The 17,290-nt window shown below is 44.1% G+C and carries 18 protein-coding genes; 12 read left to right on the top strand and 6 right to left on the bottom strand.

Annotated features, from left to right (window positions below):
- Positions 1 to 1,442 (top strand): N-acetylmuramoyl-L-alanine amidase family protein (locus WN50_RS12105; protein WP_049559233.1); only part of this gene is annotated, 1,442 nt, incomplete at its 5' end.
- A 25-nt stretch (positions 1,443 to 1,467) separates the two neighbouring features.
- On the opposite strand, the gene WN50_RS12100 is transcribed toward WN50_RS12105, so the two are convergent.
- The 3 genes from WN50_RS12100 to WN50_RS30905 form a co-directional block, all read right to left on the bottom strand.
- Positions 1,468 to 1,788: a DUF1622 domain-containing protein gene (locus WN50_RS12100; protein ID WP_235440935.1), complete on the bottom strand. Its 321-nt coding sequence runs from the start codon at positions 1,786 to 1,788 to the stop codon at positions 1,468 to 1,470.
- Between the two features lie 207 nt (positions 1,789 to 1,995).
- Positions 1,996 to 2,373, bottom strand: a complete 378-nt coding sequence (locus tag WN50_RS12095) for a hypothetical protein (RefSeq protein WP_046282133.1) — start codon at positions 2,371 to 2,373, stop codon at positions 1,996 to 1,998.
- A 49-nt stretch (positions 2,374 to 2,422) separates the two neighbouring features.
- Positions 2,423 to 3,409, bottom strand: a complete 987-nt coding sequence (locus WN50_RS30905) for a hypothetical protein (protein ID WP_152964786.1) — start codon at positions 3,407 to 3,409, stop codon at positions 2,423 to 2,425.
- Between the two features lie 574 nt (positions 3,410 to 3,983).
- Here WN50_RS30905 and WN50_RS12085 point away from each other — a divergent pair.
- The 3 genes from WN50_RS12085 to WN50_RS37130 all read left to right on the top strand — a co-directional run bounded on the left by WN50_RS12085 (position 3,984) and on the right by WN50_RS37130 (position 7,881).
- Positions 3,984 to 4,616 (top strand): VWA domain-containing protein, encoded by a 633-nt coding sequence (locus WN50_RS12085; RefSeq protein WP_046282132.1) that lies wholly within the window; start codon positions 3,984 to 3,986, stop codon positions 4,614 to 4,616.
- A 184-nt stretch (positions 4,617 to 4,800) separates the two neighbouring features.
- Positions 4,801 to 7,056 (top strand): protein-arginine deiminase family protein, encoded by a 2,256-nt coding sequence (locus WN50_RS12080; protein WP_046282131.1) that lies wholly within the window; start codon positions 4,801 to 4,803, stop codon positions 7,054 to 7,056.
- Positions 7,057 to 7,326: 270 nt separating this feature from the next.
- Complete coding sequence (locus WN50_RS37130; protein ID WP_082172422.1) at positions 7,327 to 7,881, top strand: DUF4351 domain-containing protein; 555 nt, start codon at positions 7,327 to 7,329, stop codon at positions 7,879 to 7,881.
- A gap of 583 nt (positions 7,882 to 8,464) precedes the next feature.
- On the opposite strand, the gene WN50_RS12070 is transcribed toward WN50_RS37130, so the two are convergent.
- A complete protein-coding gene (locus tag WN50_RS12070; RefSeq protein ID WP_046282130.1) occupies positions 8,465 to 9,679 on the bottom strand; it encodes a helix-turn-helix domain-containing protein in 1,215 nt (404 codons plus the stop codon).
- Positions 9,680 to 9,946: 267 nt separating this feature from the next.
- Entirely contained in the window at positions 9,947 to 10,525 is a 579-nt protein-coding gene (locus WN50_RS12065; protein WP_046282129.1) for a DUF3611 family protein, read from the bottom strand.
- Positions 10,526 to 10,676: 151 nt separating this feature from the next.
- Here WN50_RS12065 and WN50_RS12060 point away from each other — a divergent pair, with 151 nt between their 5' ends.
- From WN50_RS12060 to WN50_RS12025, 8 genes are all read left to right on the top strand, one after another.
- Positions 10,677 to 10,955: a hypothetical protein gene (locus tag WN50_RS12060; protein WP_235440934.1), complete on the top strand. Its 279-nt coding sequence runs from the start codon at positions 10,677 to 10,679 to the stop codon at positions 10,953 to 10,955.
- Positions 10,956 to 11,071: 116 nt separating this feature from the next.
- The gene (locus WN50_RS12055; RefSeq protein ID WP_046282127.1) at positions 11,072 to 11,893 is read left to right on the top strand and encodes a prepilin peptidase; all 822 of its coding nucleotides are present in this window, start codon (positions 11,072 to 11,074) and stop codon (positions 11,891 to 11,893) included.
- A 12-nt stretch (positions 11,894 to 11,905) separates the two neighbouring features.
- Positions 11,906 to 12,127 (top strand): putative signal transducing protein, encoded by a 222-nt coding sequence (locus WN50_RS12050; protein ID WP_046282126.1) that lies wholly within the window; start codon positions 11,906 to 11,908, stop codon positions 12,125 to 12,127.
- 129 nt (positions 12,128 to 12,256) lie between these two features.
- Positions 12,257 to 13,207 (top strand): acetyl-CoA carboxylase, carboxyltransferase subunit beta, encoded by a 951-nt coding sequence (accD, locus tag WN50_RS12045; RefSeq protein WP_046282125.1) that lies wholly within the window; start codon positions 12,257 to 12,259, stop codon positions 13,205 to 13,207.
- Between the two features lie 217 nt (positions 13,208 to 13,424).
- Complete coding sequence (locus WN50_RS12040) at positions 13,425 to 13,622, top strand: translation initiation factor IF-2 (protein WP_046282124.1); 198 nt, start codon at positions 13,425 to 13,427, stop codon at positions 13,620 to 13,622.
- A gap of 199 nt (positions 13,623 to 13,821) precedes the next feature.
- Complete coding sequence (gene psbV, locus WN50_RS12035; RefSeq protein ID WP_046282123.1) at positions 13,822 to 14,313, top strand: photosystem II cytochrome c-550; 492 nt, start codon at positions 13,822 to 13,824, stop codon at positions 14,311 to 14,313.
- 170 nt (positions 14,314 to 14,483) lie between these two features.
- A complete protein-coding gene (gene psbV2, locus WN50_RS12030; RefSeq protein WP_046282135.1) occupies positions 14,484 to 15,005 on the top strand; it encodes a photosystem II cytochrome PsbV2 in 522 nt (173 codons plus the stop codon).
- A gap of 158 nt (positions 15,006 to 15,163) precedes the next feature.
- On the top strand, positions 15,164 to 16,435 hold the full coding sequence (locus WN50_RS12025; RefSeq protein WP_046282122.1) for an aspartate aminotransferase family protein: 1,272 nt from the start codon (positions 15,164 to 15,166) through the stop codon (positions 16,433 to 16,435).
- Positions 16,436 to 17,108: 673 nt separating this feature from the next.
- On the opposite strand, the gene WN50_RS36130 is transcribed toward WN50_RS12025, so the two are convergent.
- Positions 17,109 to 17,290 (bottom strand): hypothetical protein (locus WN50_RS36130; RefSeq protein ID WP_049559230.1); only part of this gene is annotated, 182 nt, incomplete at its 5' end.

The raw sequence follows: 17,290 nt of genomic DNA, 5'->3' as shown, positions 1-17,290 counted from the left end.
CTCCGACTCCCCCTCCCCCTCCCTCCAGACAAGCGGCGGTTCAACCTCGACCCACGACCAGCCAAACGGCACTCGATCAAGTCGAAGTGCGTGATGACGGGATTGTGCTGCTTACTAGCGGCCAAATGCCCCAAATCGAATTTAAGCGCAGTCAAGATGGCACCTGGATGACGGTTGATCTATTGGGAACCACCCTAACGGCTCAGTCCAATGGCTTTCGTCAACGGGTGAATAAAGATGGTGTCAGCATCACTCGAGTCAGTCAACTGTCGAACTCGCCCCCTGTCGTGCGAGTAACAATGAGTACCCCTAATACGAGCCAAAATTGGGAAGCTCGACCCTCAGCCGGAGGCGTGGCGATTTGGCCTTCTGGCGGTACACCTCCCGCCATTCAAGTTTCCACAGGATTAGCCACAATTCAATCCATTGAGCTACAAAATCAAGCCTATTTTGTGGTGAAAGCCGACAAACCCCTCAACTATACTCACGGTTGGGATCGAGAAACCGGCGCCTATGGGATTACCTTCTTCGCCGCTAAACTCCCAGAAAACATTCAACTCCCCCAACGACAAGTCGGTAGCCCCCTCCTCTCCACCCGCGTTCGTCAAGAAGACCCCGAAACCTTTACCCTTTTAGTACAACCTGCCACTCGGGTTCAAATTGGACAACCCAGCCAAAATAGCGCTGAACAGCTTGTCTTCCCGATGGCGATTAATTTGGCTTCGGTTCCGCCTGTTCCTCCCCCCTCTCAAGCTTCCCCTCAACCCCCTGATAATTCTAGAGCCTCTTCAAGTCCTAGACCCCTTTTACCCCCTCGTCAATCTCAACCTTCTCGTCGTCCCCTTCCTTTTCCCCCTCGACCCATTGGTTCCGGTGAACCTTCTTTACCGCAAATTCCCCAAGGACGAGTTGTGGTGATCATTGACCCTGGACATGGCGGGAGTGATGTCGGTGCTGTGGGTGTGGGCGGGTTGCGAGAGAAAGATATTGTTTTTCCGATTTCCCAGGAAGTCGCCCAAATTCTAGAGCAAAATGGGGTTAGTGCGGTGATGACTCGCCTCGATGATCGCACGGTTGAACTCGAACCCCGTGTAGAAATGGCGAACCGTTTAGGCGCGACATTATTTGTGAGTATTCATGCCAATGCCGCCTATAGAGCGGAAGCCACTGGGATTGAAACGTTTTATTATCAATCGGGTTATTCCCTAGCAGGATACATTCAAAATAGCATTTTGGCAAATTTCAACATGACAAACCGAGGCGTCAAACAAGCGAGATTTTATGTATTGCGAAATACCTCTATGCCTTCAGCCTTAGTAGAAGTCGGTTTCGTGACAAATAGTTATGATGCCAGTATTTTAGCTGACCCCGCTCAACGCAGTCGCATGGCAGTAGCGATCGCACAAGGGATTTTACAATATCTCAAAGCCAGTGGATACTAATCGTTAAACTCTCTCTAAACTAGAGTTATCTAACGATATTTTTCTCTTGAAGTTCTCGCTCAGTTTCGAGTTCTTTTCCGAGAAAATAGTTGAGTAAAGTCCGAATAATCGCGATCGCGCCTAACTTAGCTAAAGATTCTAAACTCGGGGCAATCGTCGTCGCTAAAATATCAGCTCCTAACTGAAATTCTAATGCAAGTGCCAGCCAAGACCCTAAACAAAGTCGCACTTTAAAAAAAGGCAAATCTCGCAAGACATAAGGCTGACGAATGACTAATTTAAACGTAGCTCCTAAGCCGACAATAATACATAAAACTGAAATCAATTCTAGTAATATTTTTGTCAATGAGACTATAACAGACAACCCGTTTTCAAGTAGCTCAATTCCCATATTATATGTCGGTTCAGATTCATTTAATTTTGAGTCTAAGAATTATCAGCAAGGAGCGGTTTCTATCAAAACATTGAGCTATAGCAATCAGCAAGGAGCCTGTTGACAACTTCTTTGTGTTCTTTGTGTCGATCGTGTTGAAATTTCGATTCAGATCAATCATTATCCTAAACTAACAGCAGCCGGAACTTGTTCGCTTTTAAGCATTTCGAGTTCAGCAACCAAGTTTTCTCCACTACGATGAGCCTCCCAAGGACCCGAAAAACGGGAGTCAATATTCCACTGTCCTTGAATATAGTTTTCTTCCTCAGAAACGATGCCCATATAGCTGACGGATTCGGGAGAAGTCATTAGATAACGTTTGGTAAAACTAACATTTCGTCCTGTTACCGTACCACTCAAACGAGCTTCTCCTAAATACCCATCATCCAAAATATTACCACTAAGAGTATTACCACTCTGGATGAAAGTCACCTCAAAACGAGTTGGATCTCCTTGTTGCCAATAGGTTCCCAGCCAAGTTCCGCTTAAATCTGCCATAAATTCATTTTCAATTGATCAGTTTCACACAGCCCATGCTCAAAACGATTTAAAATAATTCTGAGCTAGGTTTTAGAGGATCATTACAGGTTTTACCAAATAAGGTTTCATAAGTTGTATCTGTAATGCCACAAAAAGCAATGGCTTGCCAAACCCAATTTTGGGTTCGTGGAGAGAGAAGTTGGCTATCGGTAATATTCAGCAATCTCAAACGAGCCGAATCATTAAATTGACTCGCCGCTTCATCCAATCGAACCAAAGAACCCGATTCGTTTGTACGATAAACCCAAGCTTGTCTTCCACTAGAAATTTTAACTTGCCATCCCGGTACCAGCGCCAGAGTACATAAAGTTCCCGGTTCACCAAGTCCCAAACATCCATCGGGCCAAGTTTGGGATTGAGCCTCGATAATTCGTAAACCAGAATGGGGTAAACCCGAGCGGTTCGCCGCATCTTGAAAAACCTGATTCGCCACCGAAATGGGTAAATTGGAAACGGTTTGATTTTGTTCCCGGCGAAAAACTTGTCCTTTTAAATCGGTGCGATAAACCCAAGTTTGACGACCATTTGAGAGAACCACTCGCCACCCTTCTACCAACATTTGACCACAAAATTCATCCGGTTGGGCGAGTCCTAAACAAGAATTTGGCCAGGTTTGACGTTCAACTTCTGTGATCGTCAGTTTTTCGGGAGAAATACCCGTCTGAGTGGACAAATCTTGACGCACCGCTAGAGCAACAGCAGGCGGTAAAGAACTCATGGGGTTGGGAGGTTGGGCTTGGCTGTGAAGATCATAGTTGACCAACTCAACAGGGAGTTCGATAGGACTCTTCAGTTGTGGGGTTTGGGTATGACGCTCAAATAGAGGAGTCGGTAAGACTTTATAAGTTGAAGGCTTTTTGGGACTCGCACAACCTTGATCCCCTTGACAAACCGAAGCTTCAGCTTGATGATAATGATTGGCTTGATACTCAACCTGATTGATCGATTCCTCAGAAACAGATGAGTCAGATGGAGCAGGAGCTGAGTAACCCATACTGGCTACTGAGACAGAAGAAGGAGAGACCAGCATACCAGCACTCTCAATCACGGTTTTGAGAAAAGCTGGGTAGGCTTGTATTGTTAAGACCCCGGTCAACATGAATGCTAAAATCAATGGACGGGGGTGCTTCTGATTCTTTAAAGTTTGAGTCCCGGTCGATTGGGAAGGGCTAATTTTCATGGGAAGCATCCGCTATCGCAGTTATACCAACGACAGACTTGGATACCCTGAGAATTGTTTCCCCAGTTGAATTTGACTTGCACTGCTACTGAGTCTGTTAATTGACTTTAAACATCTCTCATTCTTGCTAAGAGTGCCAAAAACGTAACACAATGTAAAAAAGTCAAGGGATATTTGTAACTTTATTTGTATACCTTTACACTCTTGTATTGAATGCCATACATCCACTTTAGAGCTGAGGCAAGCCGACTGAGGTTATATTTTCCAGAGTATCAAAGCCTAAGTAGATTATAACTGATACACTTCATTATTGCCTAATCGATCAGGCTCAGGTCTCAATTCCTGATCGCGTTCAGAGTCGAGTCTTATACCGTTTGGAGGTGAACTCATGGATGTTTTGTTGGATGGGGGATCGACTTTACAACAGCGTGACTATACTTTAATCATTGATCAAAGTCAGAGTATGTCGATTTTTGATCGCTTTGAACAAAAACGCCGTTGGGAAATGATCCAAGAGTCTACTCTGGCCTTGGCGACGCTCTGTGAACATTTTGATCCCGATGGTATTACCGTTTACTTATTTTCAGATCAATTTCAACGATATGAAAAGGTGACGACTGAACGAATGGCTCAGATTTTTATGAATCACGAACCTATAGGAAAAGCCAATCTCGCGGCTGTTCTTAAAGATGCGACAGATAACTACTTTGCACGTCGGGCAATGGATATTTCTAAGCCCAATGGTGAACTGATTATTATTGTAACAGGCGGAGAAATAGAAGGAGCAGAAGCGGTTAAACAAATTGCCATTAATGCAGCCAATCAACTCAGTCGAGATGAAGAACTCGGGATAGAATTAATTCAAGTCGGAGATGATGCGGCGGTTACTCAATTTTTTAAGGTACTAGATCGAGAATTGCAAATGGCAGGAGCCAAGTATGATATTTGTAATACCGTAACCTTTGAAGATATGGAAGAAATGAGTTTAACTGATGTTTTACTCCGAGCGATCGCCAATTAAAATAGGCACTCATGCAAAATCTGATAACTGTTCACTGTTAACTGATAACTGAAAAAACTGGTAACTCTCTTACAAACTTTGCTACCGACTATTCCGCGCCCGTCGCAAGTTTGCGCTGATAACTGTTCACTGTTCACTGTAAAAGCTGGTACAATCAATTTCGATGTTTGAGGAAGCATATTAGATGGGTTGGATGCGATACGTTGCTGTAGCATTGATCAATACACTCGGAGTCGTAGTCGGGATTATCTGGATTCCTATTCCTCAATTGGTATTGGCTCAATCCTCTCCCAACAGTCCTGAGATCGAATACAGAATTGATGAATCTAGCCTCTACGACGAAGAACCCCAACTTTTATCCCCAGAGGCTATCTCGACACCCACTGAACCCTCTACGCCCCAGTCTTTAGAAGATTTATATCGACTGCGAGATCAACTCCTTGCCGACTTAGAAAAAGTTTCCGGTTCTCCAGATGTATCCCGTTTAGAAGCTTGGGAATACGAACTGCAACTGCAACAATATCAAACCCGACTCCGTGCCTTACGTCAAACTGAAACCCGCATTCGACGCGAAGAACAAGCCATACAAATTTGGGAACAGGCGATGCAACTGGCGACAGAAGCCGTAGCCGCCGGAACTTCTAGCCCAGGTGTAGCCGACTGGGAAAAAGCCCAACGTCTCTGGGTACAAGCCATTGATACCATCAGACAAATTCCCTCCGATAGCTTTCTCGCCCAGAAAGCCATTGAAAAAATTGTAGAATATCAAGGTTATCTGGCGATCGCTACCTACGAACGAGCAATGGTTCAATCGGAAATCGAAGATCAACAAACCTCACAAAACGCCTCGGAATATTCAGTTGATGTTCCTCAGTTTCCAGGCTTTGAACTCTACAGCGACACCAACCGAGATGGAATCATCACAGAAGCCGATGAAGTTCGTCCAACTCAGTGGTCATTGTCAACAGGCCCGTTGATTTTGTTTAATAATGATGATGATGATCGCGATGGAATTCCCGATTGGAAAGATAAAATTGTTAATAGTAAATATGATAGTGAAGATTTAGCCCAAGTTCAGTTCAAAATTTCTCAAGAATACAAAAATGCCCAAATATTTATGACGACGGACACTCGTTCACAACCGTTTATCAATCTCTTTCAGAAAACAGCAGGCGGTTGGGTTCCAGTAGATTTAACAGGTCAACAACCTCTAGCGATTAGCGAGGAAATTATATTAGGAGTAGAAGCCAAACAATTTGCAGATAAAAATTGGACGGGTTTAGTCAGTTTAAAAGCAGTTGCTCGTCGAGAAGATCAAGAAATTGCTTCTGATACCATTCAAATGGGAGTCGCCCCTTGGATCATGTCTTCTAATACCGCTTTGGTGTCTGAAATTCATCTCAGCGATCGCGGTGTTAATCAAGATTTTATCAAACAAGTTCAACAAATAGTCGAACCCACTGGTGTAACCTCAAAAATAACTCCCGGTGAAACAGCTTGGATGCAAGATACAACAGAAATTGGTTATGTACAGTTTCCCCGTGAAAATACCCTCAAAAATTATCCAGTGGCGTTGAATGGAAATCGTTTGAGTGAAAGTGATGATTACGCTAAATCATTGATGAATCGAAATTTCGGTTGGTTTGAAGTGGGTAAACCGCGATCACTTGATCCGCTCAATCAAGGATTAGATTGGTATGGTAATTTAGAAGTAACTCCCCCACTTCCTAAATATCCGATGGGTAGAATTTATTATGGGAAAGCCGACGGAGACACCTTGCATCCTGATGTGGTAGAATTCCTGAAAGCCCAGAAAGTACAAGGCCCACCAGTGGAGATTGATACCTCTTGGTTAATGATTCGTCATGTGAGTGAAATTATTAACTTTATTCCCAGTCAAACGGGTGAACCTTTGCTATTAATTGTCAGTCCAGAAGCCGGAATTAAACTCATTGAAGAACTTGCAGAAAAAGGGTATGAAGGGGCGGCAATAAATCGGGGTTTGAGTACCCAAACAACTGTACGAGCGGCTTTGAATAATCGCTTACTTGTTCAGCATAATCTGCAATTACAACGGGAAAAAATAGACCCATTATTGAAGAAAATCAAACGAGAATTCAACCTAGAAGATGATCAAATTATTCAAGTTCCAGTGTTGTTTGGCTATAGCGGTTATGCTTGGTGGCCGAACTTGATTAATACAGTTTCTATTAATGGTGAACTCTTAGCCCCTAACCCTCGCGGTGCATTAATTGATGGTCGAGATTACACTCAGGAATATTTCAAAAGACGGTTAGCGATTTCGGGAATGAATATTAACTTCTTGGATGATAGTTACTATCAGGAACTCAAAGGTGATGTTTACACCGGAATCAATACAACTCGTGAAGCTTCAAAGCAACCTTTCTGGGAAGCATTACCCGCCAATTTAACTCCCTAGATTTTTAAGGAGAAGAAATCGGGTTTCTGGGGTGTAGGGTTTTGAAATAAGTTCTGATCTGAAATACTTCAATATTTGCTACACTCTAACTTAGGTTAATCAGTAATCGCTCTAATTAAAACCTCCTTCAGAGAGATCCCTTCCTGTTCTATCTCATCAATTGTAATTGTATGTACAATATCGAAACAGGCTCCAGCACTTTGAAGATCATCATCTAAAGTTTTGAGAAATTGGGTAGCTTCAGCATCATTTCCAATTTGGATAAATGAGATGCCTAATTCCTCATCTCTATCAATTTTTTTAGTCGCATTTCACAACTTAACTTTCTTGGCTTACGATAACGCTTGTAAATATTCTGTCCCTGGTTTGCTACCCTTTGCGACATTATCTCAAACTAACTCACCCCGAACTTTGTTAGAGCAAATAGCGAATCGGATTGCTACAATTGAAGAACCATCACAACAAGCCGATCTCCTCGCTTGTACTCAAGTTCTCGCAGGTTTAAGGTTTGAAAAAAACTTAATCAGACAACTATTTAGGAGCGAAACAATGCGCGAGTCTGTCATTTACCAAGAAATTCGGGAAGATGGTCTCCTTGAAGGACTCCAACAAGGACTCCAACAAGGTCTCCAACAAGGTCTCCAACAGGAGGCGCTGTCATTTGTTACTCGCTTAATAACTCGACGAGTCGGTGCGATCGCTCCTGAAATACAAGAACAAATTCAGACCCTATCTGTAGAAGAATTAGAGAATTTAGGGGAAGCCCTTCTGGATTTTTCAGAAGTAACAGATTTAGAAAATTGGTTGAATCAACGTCAGCCTTAAGGGGTACAATATAGTGTTATCTGTTTAAAACTTAACCTGATACTTTAAGGAAATTTAACCCATGACCGTTGATGAAGCTCTTGCGATCGCAGAAGTTGTCCTCGATGGGGAATGCTTAAACGACTGTTTGTAACTATAGCAGAAATCAGGAGACAGGAGACAGGAGACAGAATTGAAACCTTTATCATAAAAGGATTTGACAGAAAAACAGTGTCCTAATCAACTCTTTCTCTGCTATATAAAGTCGCTCAAATCTATGTACTCCATCAACAAAAAAATACGGAGCGGGAATTTATAGCAATGCAAGAAAAGGGGGAAATTAATATATTCTAGATGAAACGGGGATAGATAATTGGGAAGAGTATGGATATAAAAGATTATAGAGTTTTTAAATGAGTTCTGAAAAACCCTTAACTCTCAAGAGGTATCGAGCCAGCAAGATGCTGGCACTACTGTTCTAATTTCCCTTAAAAATACTAGAATAATATTCTTGATCTAAAATGCGATCGCCAGCTTAGACCTTTCTATACTACAACCATTTTTTGAATCAAAAGAGGGGAGAAGAAACTTCCCCATTCTCCCCTTATCCTTCTGGTTGGTAGCTACCGAACCCCATACTGGTCATTTCCTGGGGCATCAGGTCTGTATCCATCGCCTGGGGAGGAGCAATATCAGCACCCAGAACCACCCCCATTTCAGCCGACGCCAAACCGGGCTTGGATGAAGCTTTAGACTCAGAGTGATGTTGACGATGACGAGACTGAGGCTCATTTTCTTGCAGAAGTTTCTGCATTTCTGGAGGAATTGTGGTTTCAGGTATAGACTGTTGAGACAGCCAAGCAATACCGCCTAAAGACCCCGCCAGAATAGCCGCATAACCCAAATAGAGATGAACAGAATTGAGATAAAAATTAGAATCAAGTTCTGCTTTTGACCATGTAGGCATCAAATGTTGTAAAGGGTCAGGAGTAGGGATAGAAGCCGCCATCGCGGTGCCATTGAGTCCCAGAGCATTCCCTAAACGACAAATAAACCCCCGCAAGTAGACATCTTCCGGTAACTCTTCAATTTGACCCGTTTCCAAAGCTCGTAGATGAGACAGAGGAACGAGGGTTTGACGGTGAAGCTGTGTGAGAGACACAGAAAGAGCTTCACGCGCTTGTCGTAACTCTTGACCCACCTGACGCAGACAAGCTTCTCGTTTTTCTGCGGCTTGGGCTGCTAATTCTGCTTCTGTTAATCTTTTTTTGCGCTTGTTCTGCTTCTGAACACTAGCCTCATCCTTGGCTGAGTGAGAGTCTAGGGTTTCCTCAGATGAGGTTTGATCAAATTCTGATGCGACAGAATAAGAATGAACCCCATTAGAAACAGCTTCCCCACCCGACGAGATCACAGAAACTTCTTGGAGCGAAGAAGACAAGTCTGACTGCTGGGATAACAACGGAGCAGACTCCCAAGACTGTAGAGCCGCTTGTTCTGTTGGGCTTGAGGATGAATGGGCAACAGAGTTCGAGTAGTTGTCTTTTGCAACTGTTTGTACTATAGTTTGACTCTGGCGAATTAATAGTTGTTTGAGAGCCAGTTGAATCCCTTCCCGACCGACTGCGTTGAGCAGAATCTCACCTTTGGGGGCTGCATCTCCTAGAATTTTTTGCAGATTAGCTAAAGCAATCTGATAGACTTGACTGTGGTGCAGTTCGGTCTCAATTAAAGTTAACAGAGAGCGCAAGTGTTCCGGTGAAACTTCAACAACGTTCGGCTCGATCAGGCCGATACCCGTTTCGGAGTTTAGTTCCATATTGAATTGTTTGTTGTTACTCAGTACAATACCATCTGAGTCACATTTTCTATTGCCTGCTACTGATTCCGGATGCGGACACCACTATTATAGAAGAAATGGGCAGTCCCGGAGGTCAGGAAAGTTACAAAATTAGGGACTGAATGGCGTTGGATTAAGAACTTGAGTTGGACAATCATCTGAATCCCTAAGCTTTGCCTGGTTTGCTTTGTTAAATCGTCAAGGGGGTCAATCTCCCCAGCCGTGAACCAATGTACAAGCTACAAATCATTCTTTGTAGATTTGTTCAATTAACCAGATTGCTCCGACAATCCCGACAAAATGGGCAACGATAGTGTGAGTATTAGCAAGAACGATAAAAATATCAAGCGGTTGAATAAACTCTCGTAGGTTCACTGAAGCGTCTAAAATCCCCCGAGGTTGAGAAACCGCCTTCGCCAAAAGAATACCGTTAATCGCCTCAGATCCGATGAGTGTCAGTAGCATCCCAAGCATATTCGCAATTAAGCTGACCCGTATTTGCTTAATGGTCTCGCCCCGACTCGGCCGGCCTGGAGCAGGTCCACGCAGTTGTTTGCTCAAGCGAGTGTGATAAAAAGCCCGATAAGCACTAAATCCTAATACAGCCAAACCCCCTAAGGCAAAAAATAAGCCTCCTTCCACTCCTGAACTTCCACTTGGAGAAGAAGTTTGATTGGCGACTAAAATAGCAAACAGCAGAATAATAGCAGAAACAACCGCTAGGACGAGCTGAACCCAAAAGCTAATCCAACCGGCTCGACGAAGCGCAAAGGCGACTCTACGCAGGGATGTGGGTAGTGGTGAAGCGTCAGATTGATTGGACATCGGCTTGGAAAATAGGAACGGAAATGGTTTCGAGAGCAAAGGACAAACTAGAATAACCCCATTAATCAACCACTCTCTTTCAGGATAATTGAAAAATCGTCCTATGATTGCTAATAGCAAAATTTGCAACTCCCATACAAAAGATTAACACTTGGAAGAGTGTCCTGTGGTCTATGCTTCTCAGCCTCAACCTAAAGGTTCCTGGGTTTCTCAAAGCCCTCAAAGCTGGCTTGAACCTGATTTATTGCAAGCGGCTCGGCGAATTTACCTGGCTTATCTTCAAGTTCACGCCCGACAAATGCGACGACCCTCTGGCGTGATCATTCATCCGATCACCTATCGCGGCTTGTTAACGTTCTCCGCTCGACCGATTTTGTTACCCGGAGAGCGGTTTATTCCCCTCGATAACATTGACTCGGAACTGTCTTAAACAGGGAACAGCGCGAACTCCGTTGCGCGGGTTCCCCGCGTTGAAGGAAGTTCGCAAGAGAGTCTTTTCAGTGACCCGTTTTTTCCTGACTTCTAACTTCTGAGTGCCTGTTGCCTATGGATATCTTACTGACGGGGTTAATTAACTTAATTGTATTCGTTCTGGGAGCTTCGATTGGCAGCTTCCTGAATGTGGTCATTTATCGAATTCCGGCGGGTTTATCCCTACTCAGGCCACCTTCACGCTGTCCTCATTGTCTAACTCCTCTGAGTCCGGTTGAAAATGTTCCGGTGTTCGGTTGGTTGGGGGTGCGAGGACGTTGTAAACATTGTCATGCTCCCATTTCTGTGCGTTATCCCCTCGTTGAAGCCGCAACAGGGCTACTGTTTTTACTGGTGTTGGTGAATTCTCAAACGGGGGTGGAAATCGTCGGATATTGGGCGTTATTCAGTTGGTTAGTGGCTCTGGCTTTTATTGATCTCGATACGCTGACTTTACCCAATTGTCTCACCCAATCGGGATTAGTTGTAGGACTCTGTTTTCAAATGGCTCTAGCTTGGGAACAAGGGTTGAACGTTGCTCTGGTGAGTCGATCTTTGATGGGCGGGATATTTGGAGCGGTTTTGGGGTTATGGTTATTAGATATTCTTGCTTTTTTGGGATCGCTTGCCCTGGGACAAACAGCGATGGGGGCTGGAGATAGCAAATTAGCGGCTTTGATGGGGGCTTGGTTAGGCTGGAAATATTTGCTGCTAGCGGGATTTATTGCTTGTGTGTTGGGGGCGTTTGTCGGGGGTGGGGCGATCGCACTGGGTTGGTTAGATCGACGACAACCGATGGCATTTGGCCCGTTTTTAGCCCTGGCTGCTGGTTTAACAGCCCTGTGGGGTGAGACAATATTATCAGCCTATCTCAATCTATTTTTCCCCGCTTTCTAAGGTCAACGGGTTATGTCTTGGATTACGCTCAGAACAACACCCATGCGATGGGAAGCTGAATTGATGCAACAAGTGTTAGCCGCTCATGGAATTCCCACCCGAATTGTAGACTTAGGTCTAACGTCTTACATGGGTATGGGGAGTCCGGCTGCATTACAAGTTCATTCAGTGCATCAGTGGGCGGCTCGTTTGCTCCTCAGTCCGATCGAAGAGGAATCAGAATCAGCCGATTAAACCGGAAAACTGATCAATGAAACAGATCGTTATATCGCAAATGATATTTTAGAAAGAATAATGAGGTAAACTGACGTTTCAGACAGCCTCACGCTTGAGATCCAAAATCTAACCGAAAAAACTCTTTTAATGTCTCTATTTGATTGGTTTGCAAATCGACAAAAGTCAGTTCAGATCGGCCCAGAGCGACAAGAGCGGGAAATAGCTGATGGACTCTGGGTAAAGTGTGAACATTGTGGTGCATTGACCTACACCAAAGACTTACAAGTAAATCTGCGAGTTTGCTTGGAATGTGGTCATCATATGTCGGTTAACAGTGACGAACGCATTCAACAGCTCATTGATGCTCAGACTTGGATGCCGCTCAATGCCAAATTGTACGCGATTGATGCCCTGAAATTCCGCGATCGCAAACCTTATAGCGATCGCCTGCGAGATTACCGCGAAAAAACGGGCCAAACTGATGCGGTACAAACGGGTATCGGTTTAATGGACGGTGAACCTGTAGCGCTTGGGGTGATGGACTTCCAGTTTATGGGGGGAAGCATGGGTTCAGTCGTCGGTGAAAAACTAACTCGCCTGATCGAACACGCCACTCAAGAACGATATCCCGTAATCATTATTTGTGCTTCGGGAGGAGCAAGAATGCAGGAGGGAATGTTGAGTCTGATGCAGATGGCGAAAATTTCGGGCGCGTTAGAGCATCACCGAGAGGCTAAATTACTCTATGTTCCGGTTTTAACCCATCCAACCACCGGAGGGGTAACGGCGAGTTTTGCGATGTTGGGTGATGTCATCCTGGCTGAACCCAAGGCGACAATTGGTTTTGCGGGACGACGAGTTATCGAACAAACCCTCAGAGAAAAGCTTCCTGATAATTTTCAGACTTCTGAATATCTGTTGGCTCATGGCTTTGTGGATCAGATTGTTCCTCGTCCTCAGCTTAAGAAAACTTTAGCTCAGTTGGTTCGCTTTCATCGTCTTCCTCAAAAACCCGCTCACTATCTGGCGAGTCGCTCTGAGGCTAAACCTTTGAGTTCAGCCGTGAGCGATCGCAATTCTATCAGTACCGATGCTTAAACCTCAGTTCAGCCGAAACCGTAAACCTGCGGCGGGTTAAACTGCCTTGAGGGAAAAGAAATTTACCCGGGGGTGACGAGGCGAGTCAGTGAAACGCTCTAGGCGATCACGCCTGAGTCCAACACTCAAGAAAGCGAAGTATTAGTGAGAACGGGTTTTCAGAGTTACCAAGAGTTCCTATAATTAATTTGATTCAAATCTGTTGGAACCAAATCTCATGGGTTTTGCAGACCTGTCCATAGCAGAAATTGCGGAGGATTACAATCTCCCAGTCGAAGCGGTACTCAATCTATGCGATCAGTTGGGAATTGCTTACAAACACCCTCAAACCCGTTTGGCTTTAGAGGATGCTAAGGCAATTATGTCAGAAATTATGGCACGCCAACAAAAAGAAGATTTGACAAAGCAAGACTAACCCTTGCTGAACTCAGAGATGAGTTTAACAGGACAAGCGATCAAACTTTTGACCAAAGAGACATCCTAGAGGATGATTGATCCATGACATTCTCTGGTTGGGTGCGAGTTATCAAACAGTTGAGACTCAACCCACAACTTTCAGATGAAGTCGCTCTGTATTACAAAGTTCCATAACTAACATAAGGTTAAGGAGAATTATGATCAAAAGATACATTTGGCTGGCTGTAGCCACTGTATTTTTCACGTTTCAAATGTTTGTCAATAGTGCAAGCGCACTCGAACTGACAGAAGACCTACGGACTTTTCCCCTCAACGAACAAGGAGATCAAACTGTTCTGAGTTTAAAAGAGGTTAAACAGGGTAAACAACTGTTTAACTATGCTTGCGCTCAATGTCATGCTTTAGGGGTAACAAAAACCAATCCTGATGTCAACTTGAGTCCCAAAGCGCTCTCCGGTGCTGTTCCTTCTCGGAATAATATTGAGGCCTTGATAGACTATATGCAAAACCCCACGACCTATGATGGGTTTGACGAAATTGCTGAATTACACCCGAGTACCAAGAGTGCTGATATTTATCCGAAGATGAGAAATCTGACTGAGGATGATCTGTACGCCATTGCGGGTTACATTTTGCTAGAACCCAAAATTCGGGGTGATCAGTGGGGTGGCGGTAAATACCTGCGTTAATTTGAGATAACAATGCAGTTTTAGACTTCGGATTTTGGGTTTTAGAGGCAGTTGGGATTTTCACGTCTGATGAGTGATCTGAGGGGGAAAAGTTGGCTGATCTAAGGTCTAAAGTCTGAAGTCTGAATGTTTTGATTTTTTTTGGGCAAACTCAACTCTATCCAGACTCAATGCGATTTCAAAAATTTCTGAATTCTTTACTGATTTTTTTACTGATTGGACTAGGAATGTTTATGGTTCATTCCCCGGTTTTAGCCGATGGAGTTGATCCTTATGTGCGTCGCTATTTAGCCAGTCAGCCTGTAGAAATACCTGCCGATAATCAAGGTCATACTCAGCAATTTTCCGCCGAAGATCTAACAACAGGTAAAATACTGTTTGAGGCAAGTTGTCTCAATTGTCATGCTGGGGGAGTCACCATTCCTTACCCGGATGTCTCTTTATCTCTCAAAGACCTGAAAGCGGCAACTCCGCCTCGTGATAACATCAAAAGTTTAATCAGCTATTTTCGATATCCTCTGAGCTTCGATGGTAGCGATACGAACTATTGGTGTCGTCAAATCTCCGAAACCTGGATACCCCAACCGCAAGCTGAAAAGTTAGCTGCCTATATTATTCGTTCGGCAGAAGCTTCACCGGGATGGGGAAAAATTCGCGATCCCAATGAGTTACCGCCTGAGTTTAGAATTTAGAGGTCTACAAATAAATCTATAGCCTTTTCAATGAATGACGTCAGCAAACGTTGACGATGTTAAGCATTTTTCAATCAATTTTCACCCCCTCAATCTCAGTTTTTCGCCTAAGATCAAGGTCAGGATAGAAACTAAAGCTAAGATTTTAGGAGTTCGCTGTGAGCTTAGAGACGCTATTTAAAGATTCTACAACGACCGATACAACGCCCTTCAGTCCTGATGAGTTTAACGCTCATGTGATGAATACCTATGGGCGTTTTCCCCTCGCCCTAGAACGAGGTGAGGGCTGTCGCCTGTGGGACACCGACGGACGAGAATATTTAGATTTTGTAGCGGGAATTGCCACTTGTACACTCGGACACGCGCATCCGGCGTTGATTGATACCGTTACCCGGCAAATAAAGACGCTGCATCACGTTTCCAACTTGTATTATGTTCCCTCCCAAGGAGAACTCGCCCAGTGGCTTACGGCTCATTCTTGCGCCGATAAAGTCTTCTTTTGCAACTCCGGTGCCGAAGCGAATGAAGGGGCGATTAAACTGGCTCGCAAGTACGCTCACGACAAGTTAAATATTGCTGATCCGGTAATTATTACGGCTCATGCTAGCTTTCATGGTCGCACCTTAGCCACGATTACTGCTACTGGACAACCGAAATATCAAAAAGGCTTTAGCCCCCTCGTTCCGGGCTTTGTCTATGTGCCTTATAACGATATTACCGCCCTAGAAGCGATGATTGCTGAAGTTGATCGCGATGAACGCCGAGTTACGGCTATTCTGTTAGAAGCGCTTCAAGGCGAAGGGGGAGTTCGTCCGGGAGATTTGGCTTATTTCCAGAGAGTTCGGGAAATCTGCACCGAAAAAGGCATTTTGTTGATTCTTGATGAAGTGCAGGTGGGAATGGGTCGCAGTGGTAAACTGTGGGGATATGAAAACCTGGGAATTGAACCAGATATTTTCACCTCAGCGAAAGGTTTAGGCGGCGGAATTCCCATCGGGGCGATGTTGTGTAAGTCGTTTTGCGATGTGTTTGAACCGGGAAATCATGCGAGTACCTTTGGCGGAAATCCCTTTGCTTGTTCAGTCGCATTGTGTGTTTGTCAAACGGTAGAACGTGAGAATCTTCTGGCGAATGTTCAACAACGGGGTGAACAACTTCGCAGTCAACTTCAGTTAATTGCAGCTCAATATCCTGATTTAATTGTAGATGTGCGGGGTTGGGGTTTAATTAATGGTTTGGAACTGAATGCTGAGGCTGAATTAACTTCTATTGAAGTGGTAAAAGCGGCGATGGCTGAAGGTTTGCTTTTGGTTCCGGCTGGCCCGAAAGTGTTGCGGTTTGTTCCGCCTTTAATTGTAACAGAAGCGGAAATTGATCGAGCCGTTGAAATGCTAAAAACAGCACTCTCAAAATTGCTGTCTTCCAACTAGACCATTGATGTTTGTAGGTTGGGTTAAGTGCTAACGCAACCCAACTTCATCGGTATTAGCGTAGAAGAAACCGGGTTTTTTCGTCTCTACTTTACTTCATTCAACTTCATCGGTATTAGTTGGGTTTCCTCCGTCAACCCAACCTACTAGACTACTAGACCATTGATGTTTGTAGGTTGGGTTAAGTGCTAACGCAACCCAACTTCATCGGTATTAGCGTAGAAGAAATCGGGTTTTTTCGTCTCTACTTTACTTCATTCAACTTCATCGGTATTAGTTAGGTTTCCTCCGTCAACCCAACCTACTAGACCATTGATTTTTGTAGGTTGGGTTAAGTGCTAAGGCAACCCAACTTCATCGGTATTAGCGTAGAAGAAACCGGGTTTTTTCGTCTCTACTTTACTTCATTCAACTTCATCGGTATTAGTTGGGTTTCCTCCGTCAACCCAACCTACTAGACCATTGATTTTTGTAGGTTGGGTTAAGTGCTAACGCAACCCAACTTCATCGGTATTAGTTAGGTTTCCTCCGTCAACCCAACCGACTACAAGCCAAAAACCCGGTTTCTTTAATAATACACATCGCCGATTTTCTGAAGCCGTAGAAGAAACCGGGTTTTTTAGTCTCTACTTTACTTCATTCAACTTCATCGGTATTAGTTAGGTTTCCGCCGTCAACCCAACCGACTAGACCATTTATTTTTATAAGTATCAATGAATCTTTGAAAAAATAATTGTTTTCGTGGGGTTAACTCGGCAAGTATATTTTCTTTTGACATCCTCACCGCCGTGAACGGACGGTGATTCCATCTATTTAAGCAGATCAAAAATTGATAGCTGCTTAAATTCTGGCGGG

The sequence above is a fragment of the Limnoraphis robusta CS-951 genome, assembly GCF_000972705.2.
This window is presented reverse-complemented; position numbering and strand designations above follow the sequence as displayed.

Coding starts and splice junctions, on each gene's coding strand:
- WN50_RS37130 (WP_082172422.1), top strand. CDS start 7,327: ATGCCTAATTCCTCATCTCTATCAATTTTTTTAGTCGCATTTCACAAC.
- psbV (WP_046282123.1), top strand. CDS start 13,822: ATGATCAAAAGATACATTTGGCTGGCTGTAGCCACTGTATTTTTCACG.
- psbV2 (WP_046282135.1), top strand. CDS start 14,484: ATGCGATTTCAAAAATTTCTGAATTCTTTACTGATTTTTTTACTGATT.
- WN50_RS12080 (WP_046282131.1), top strand. CDS start 4,801: ATGGGTTGGATGCGATACGTTGCTGTAGCATTGATCAATACACTCGGA.
- WN50_RS12055 (WP_046282127.1), top strand. CDS start 11,072: ATGGATATCTTACTGACGGGGTTAATTAACTTAATTGTATTCGTTCTG.
- WN50_RS30905 (WP_152964786.1), bottom strand. CDS start 3,409: ATGGGTTACTCAGCTCCTGCTCCATCTGACTCATCTGTTTCTGAGGAA.
- WN50_RS12095 (WP_046282133.1), bottom strand. CDS start 2,373: ATGGCAGATTTAAGCGGAACTTGGCTGGGAACCTATTGGCAACAAGGA.
- WN50_RS12040 (WP_046282124.1), top strand. CDS start 13,425: ATGGGTTTTGCAGACCTGTCCATAGCAGAAATTGCGGAGGATTACAAT.
- WN50_RS12065 (WP_046282129.1), bottom strand. CDS start 10,525: ATGTCCAATCAATCTGACGCTTCACCACTACCCACATCCCTGCGTAGA.
- WN50_RS12085 (WP_046282132.1), top strand. CDS start 3,984: ATGGATGTTTTGTTGGATGGGGGATCGACTTTACAACAGCGTGACTAT.
- accD (WP_046282125.1), top strand. CDS start 12,257: ATGTCTCTATTTGATTGGTTTGCAAATCGACAAAAGTCAGTTCAGATC.
- WN50_RS12070 (WP_046282130.1), bottom strand. CDS start 9,679: ATGGAACTAAACTCCGAAACGGGTATCGGCCTGATCGAGCCGAACGTT.
- WN50_RS12050 (WP_046282126.1), top strand. CDS start 11,906: ATGTCTTGGATTACGCTCAGAACAACACCCATGCGATGGGAAGCTGAA.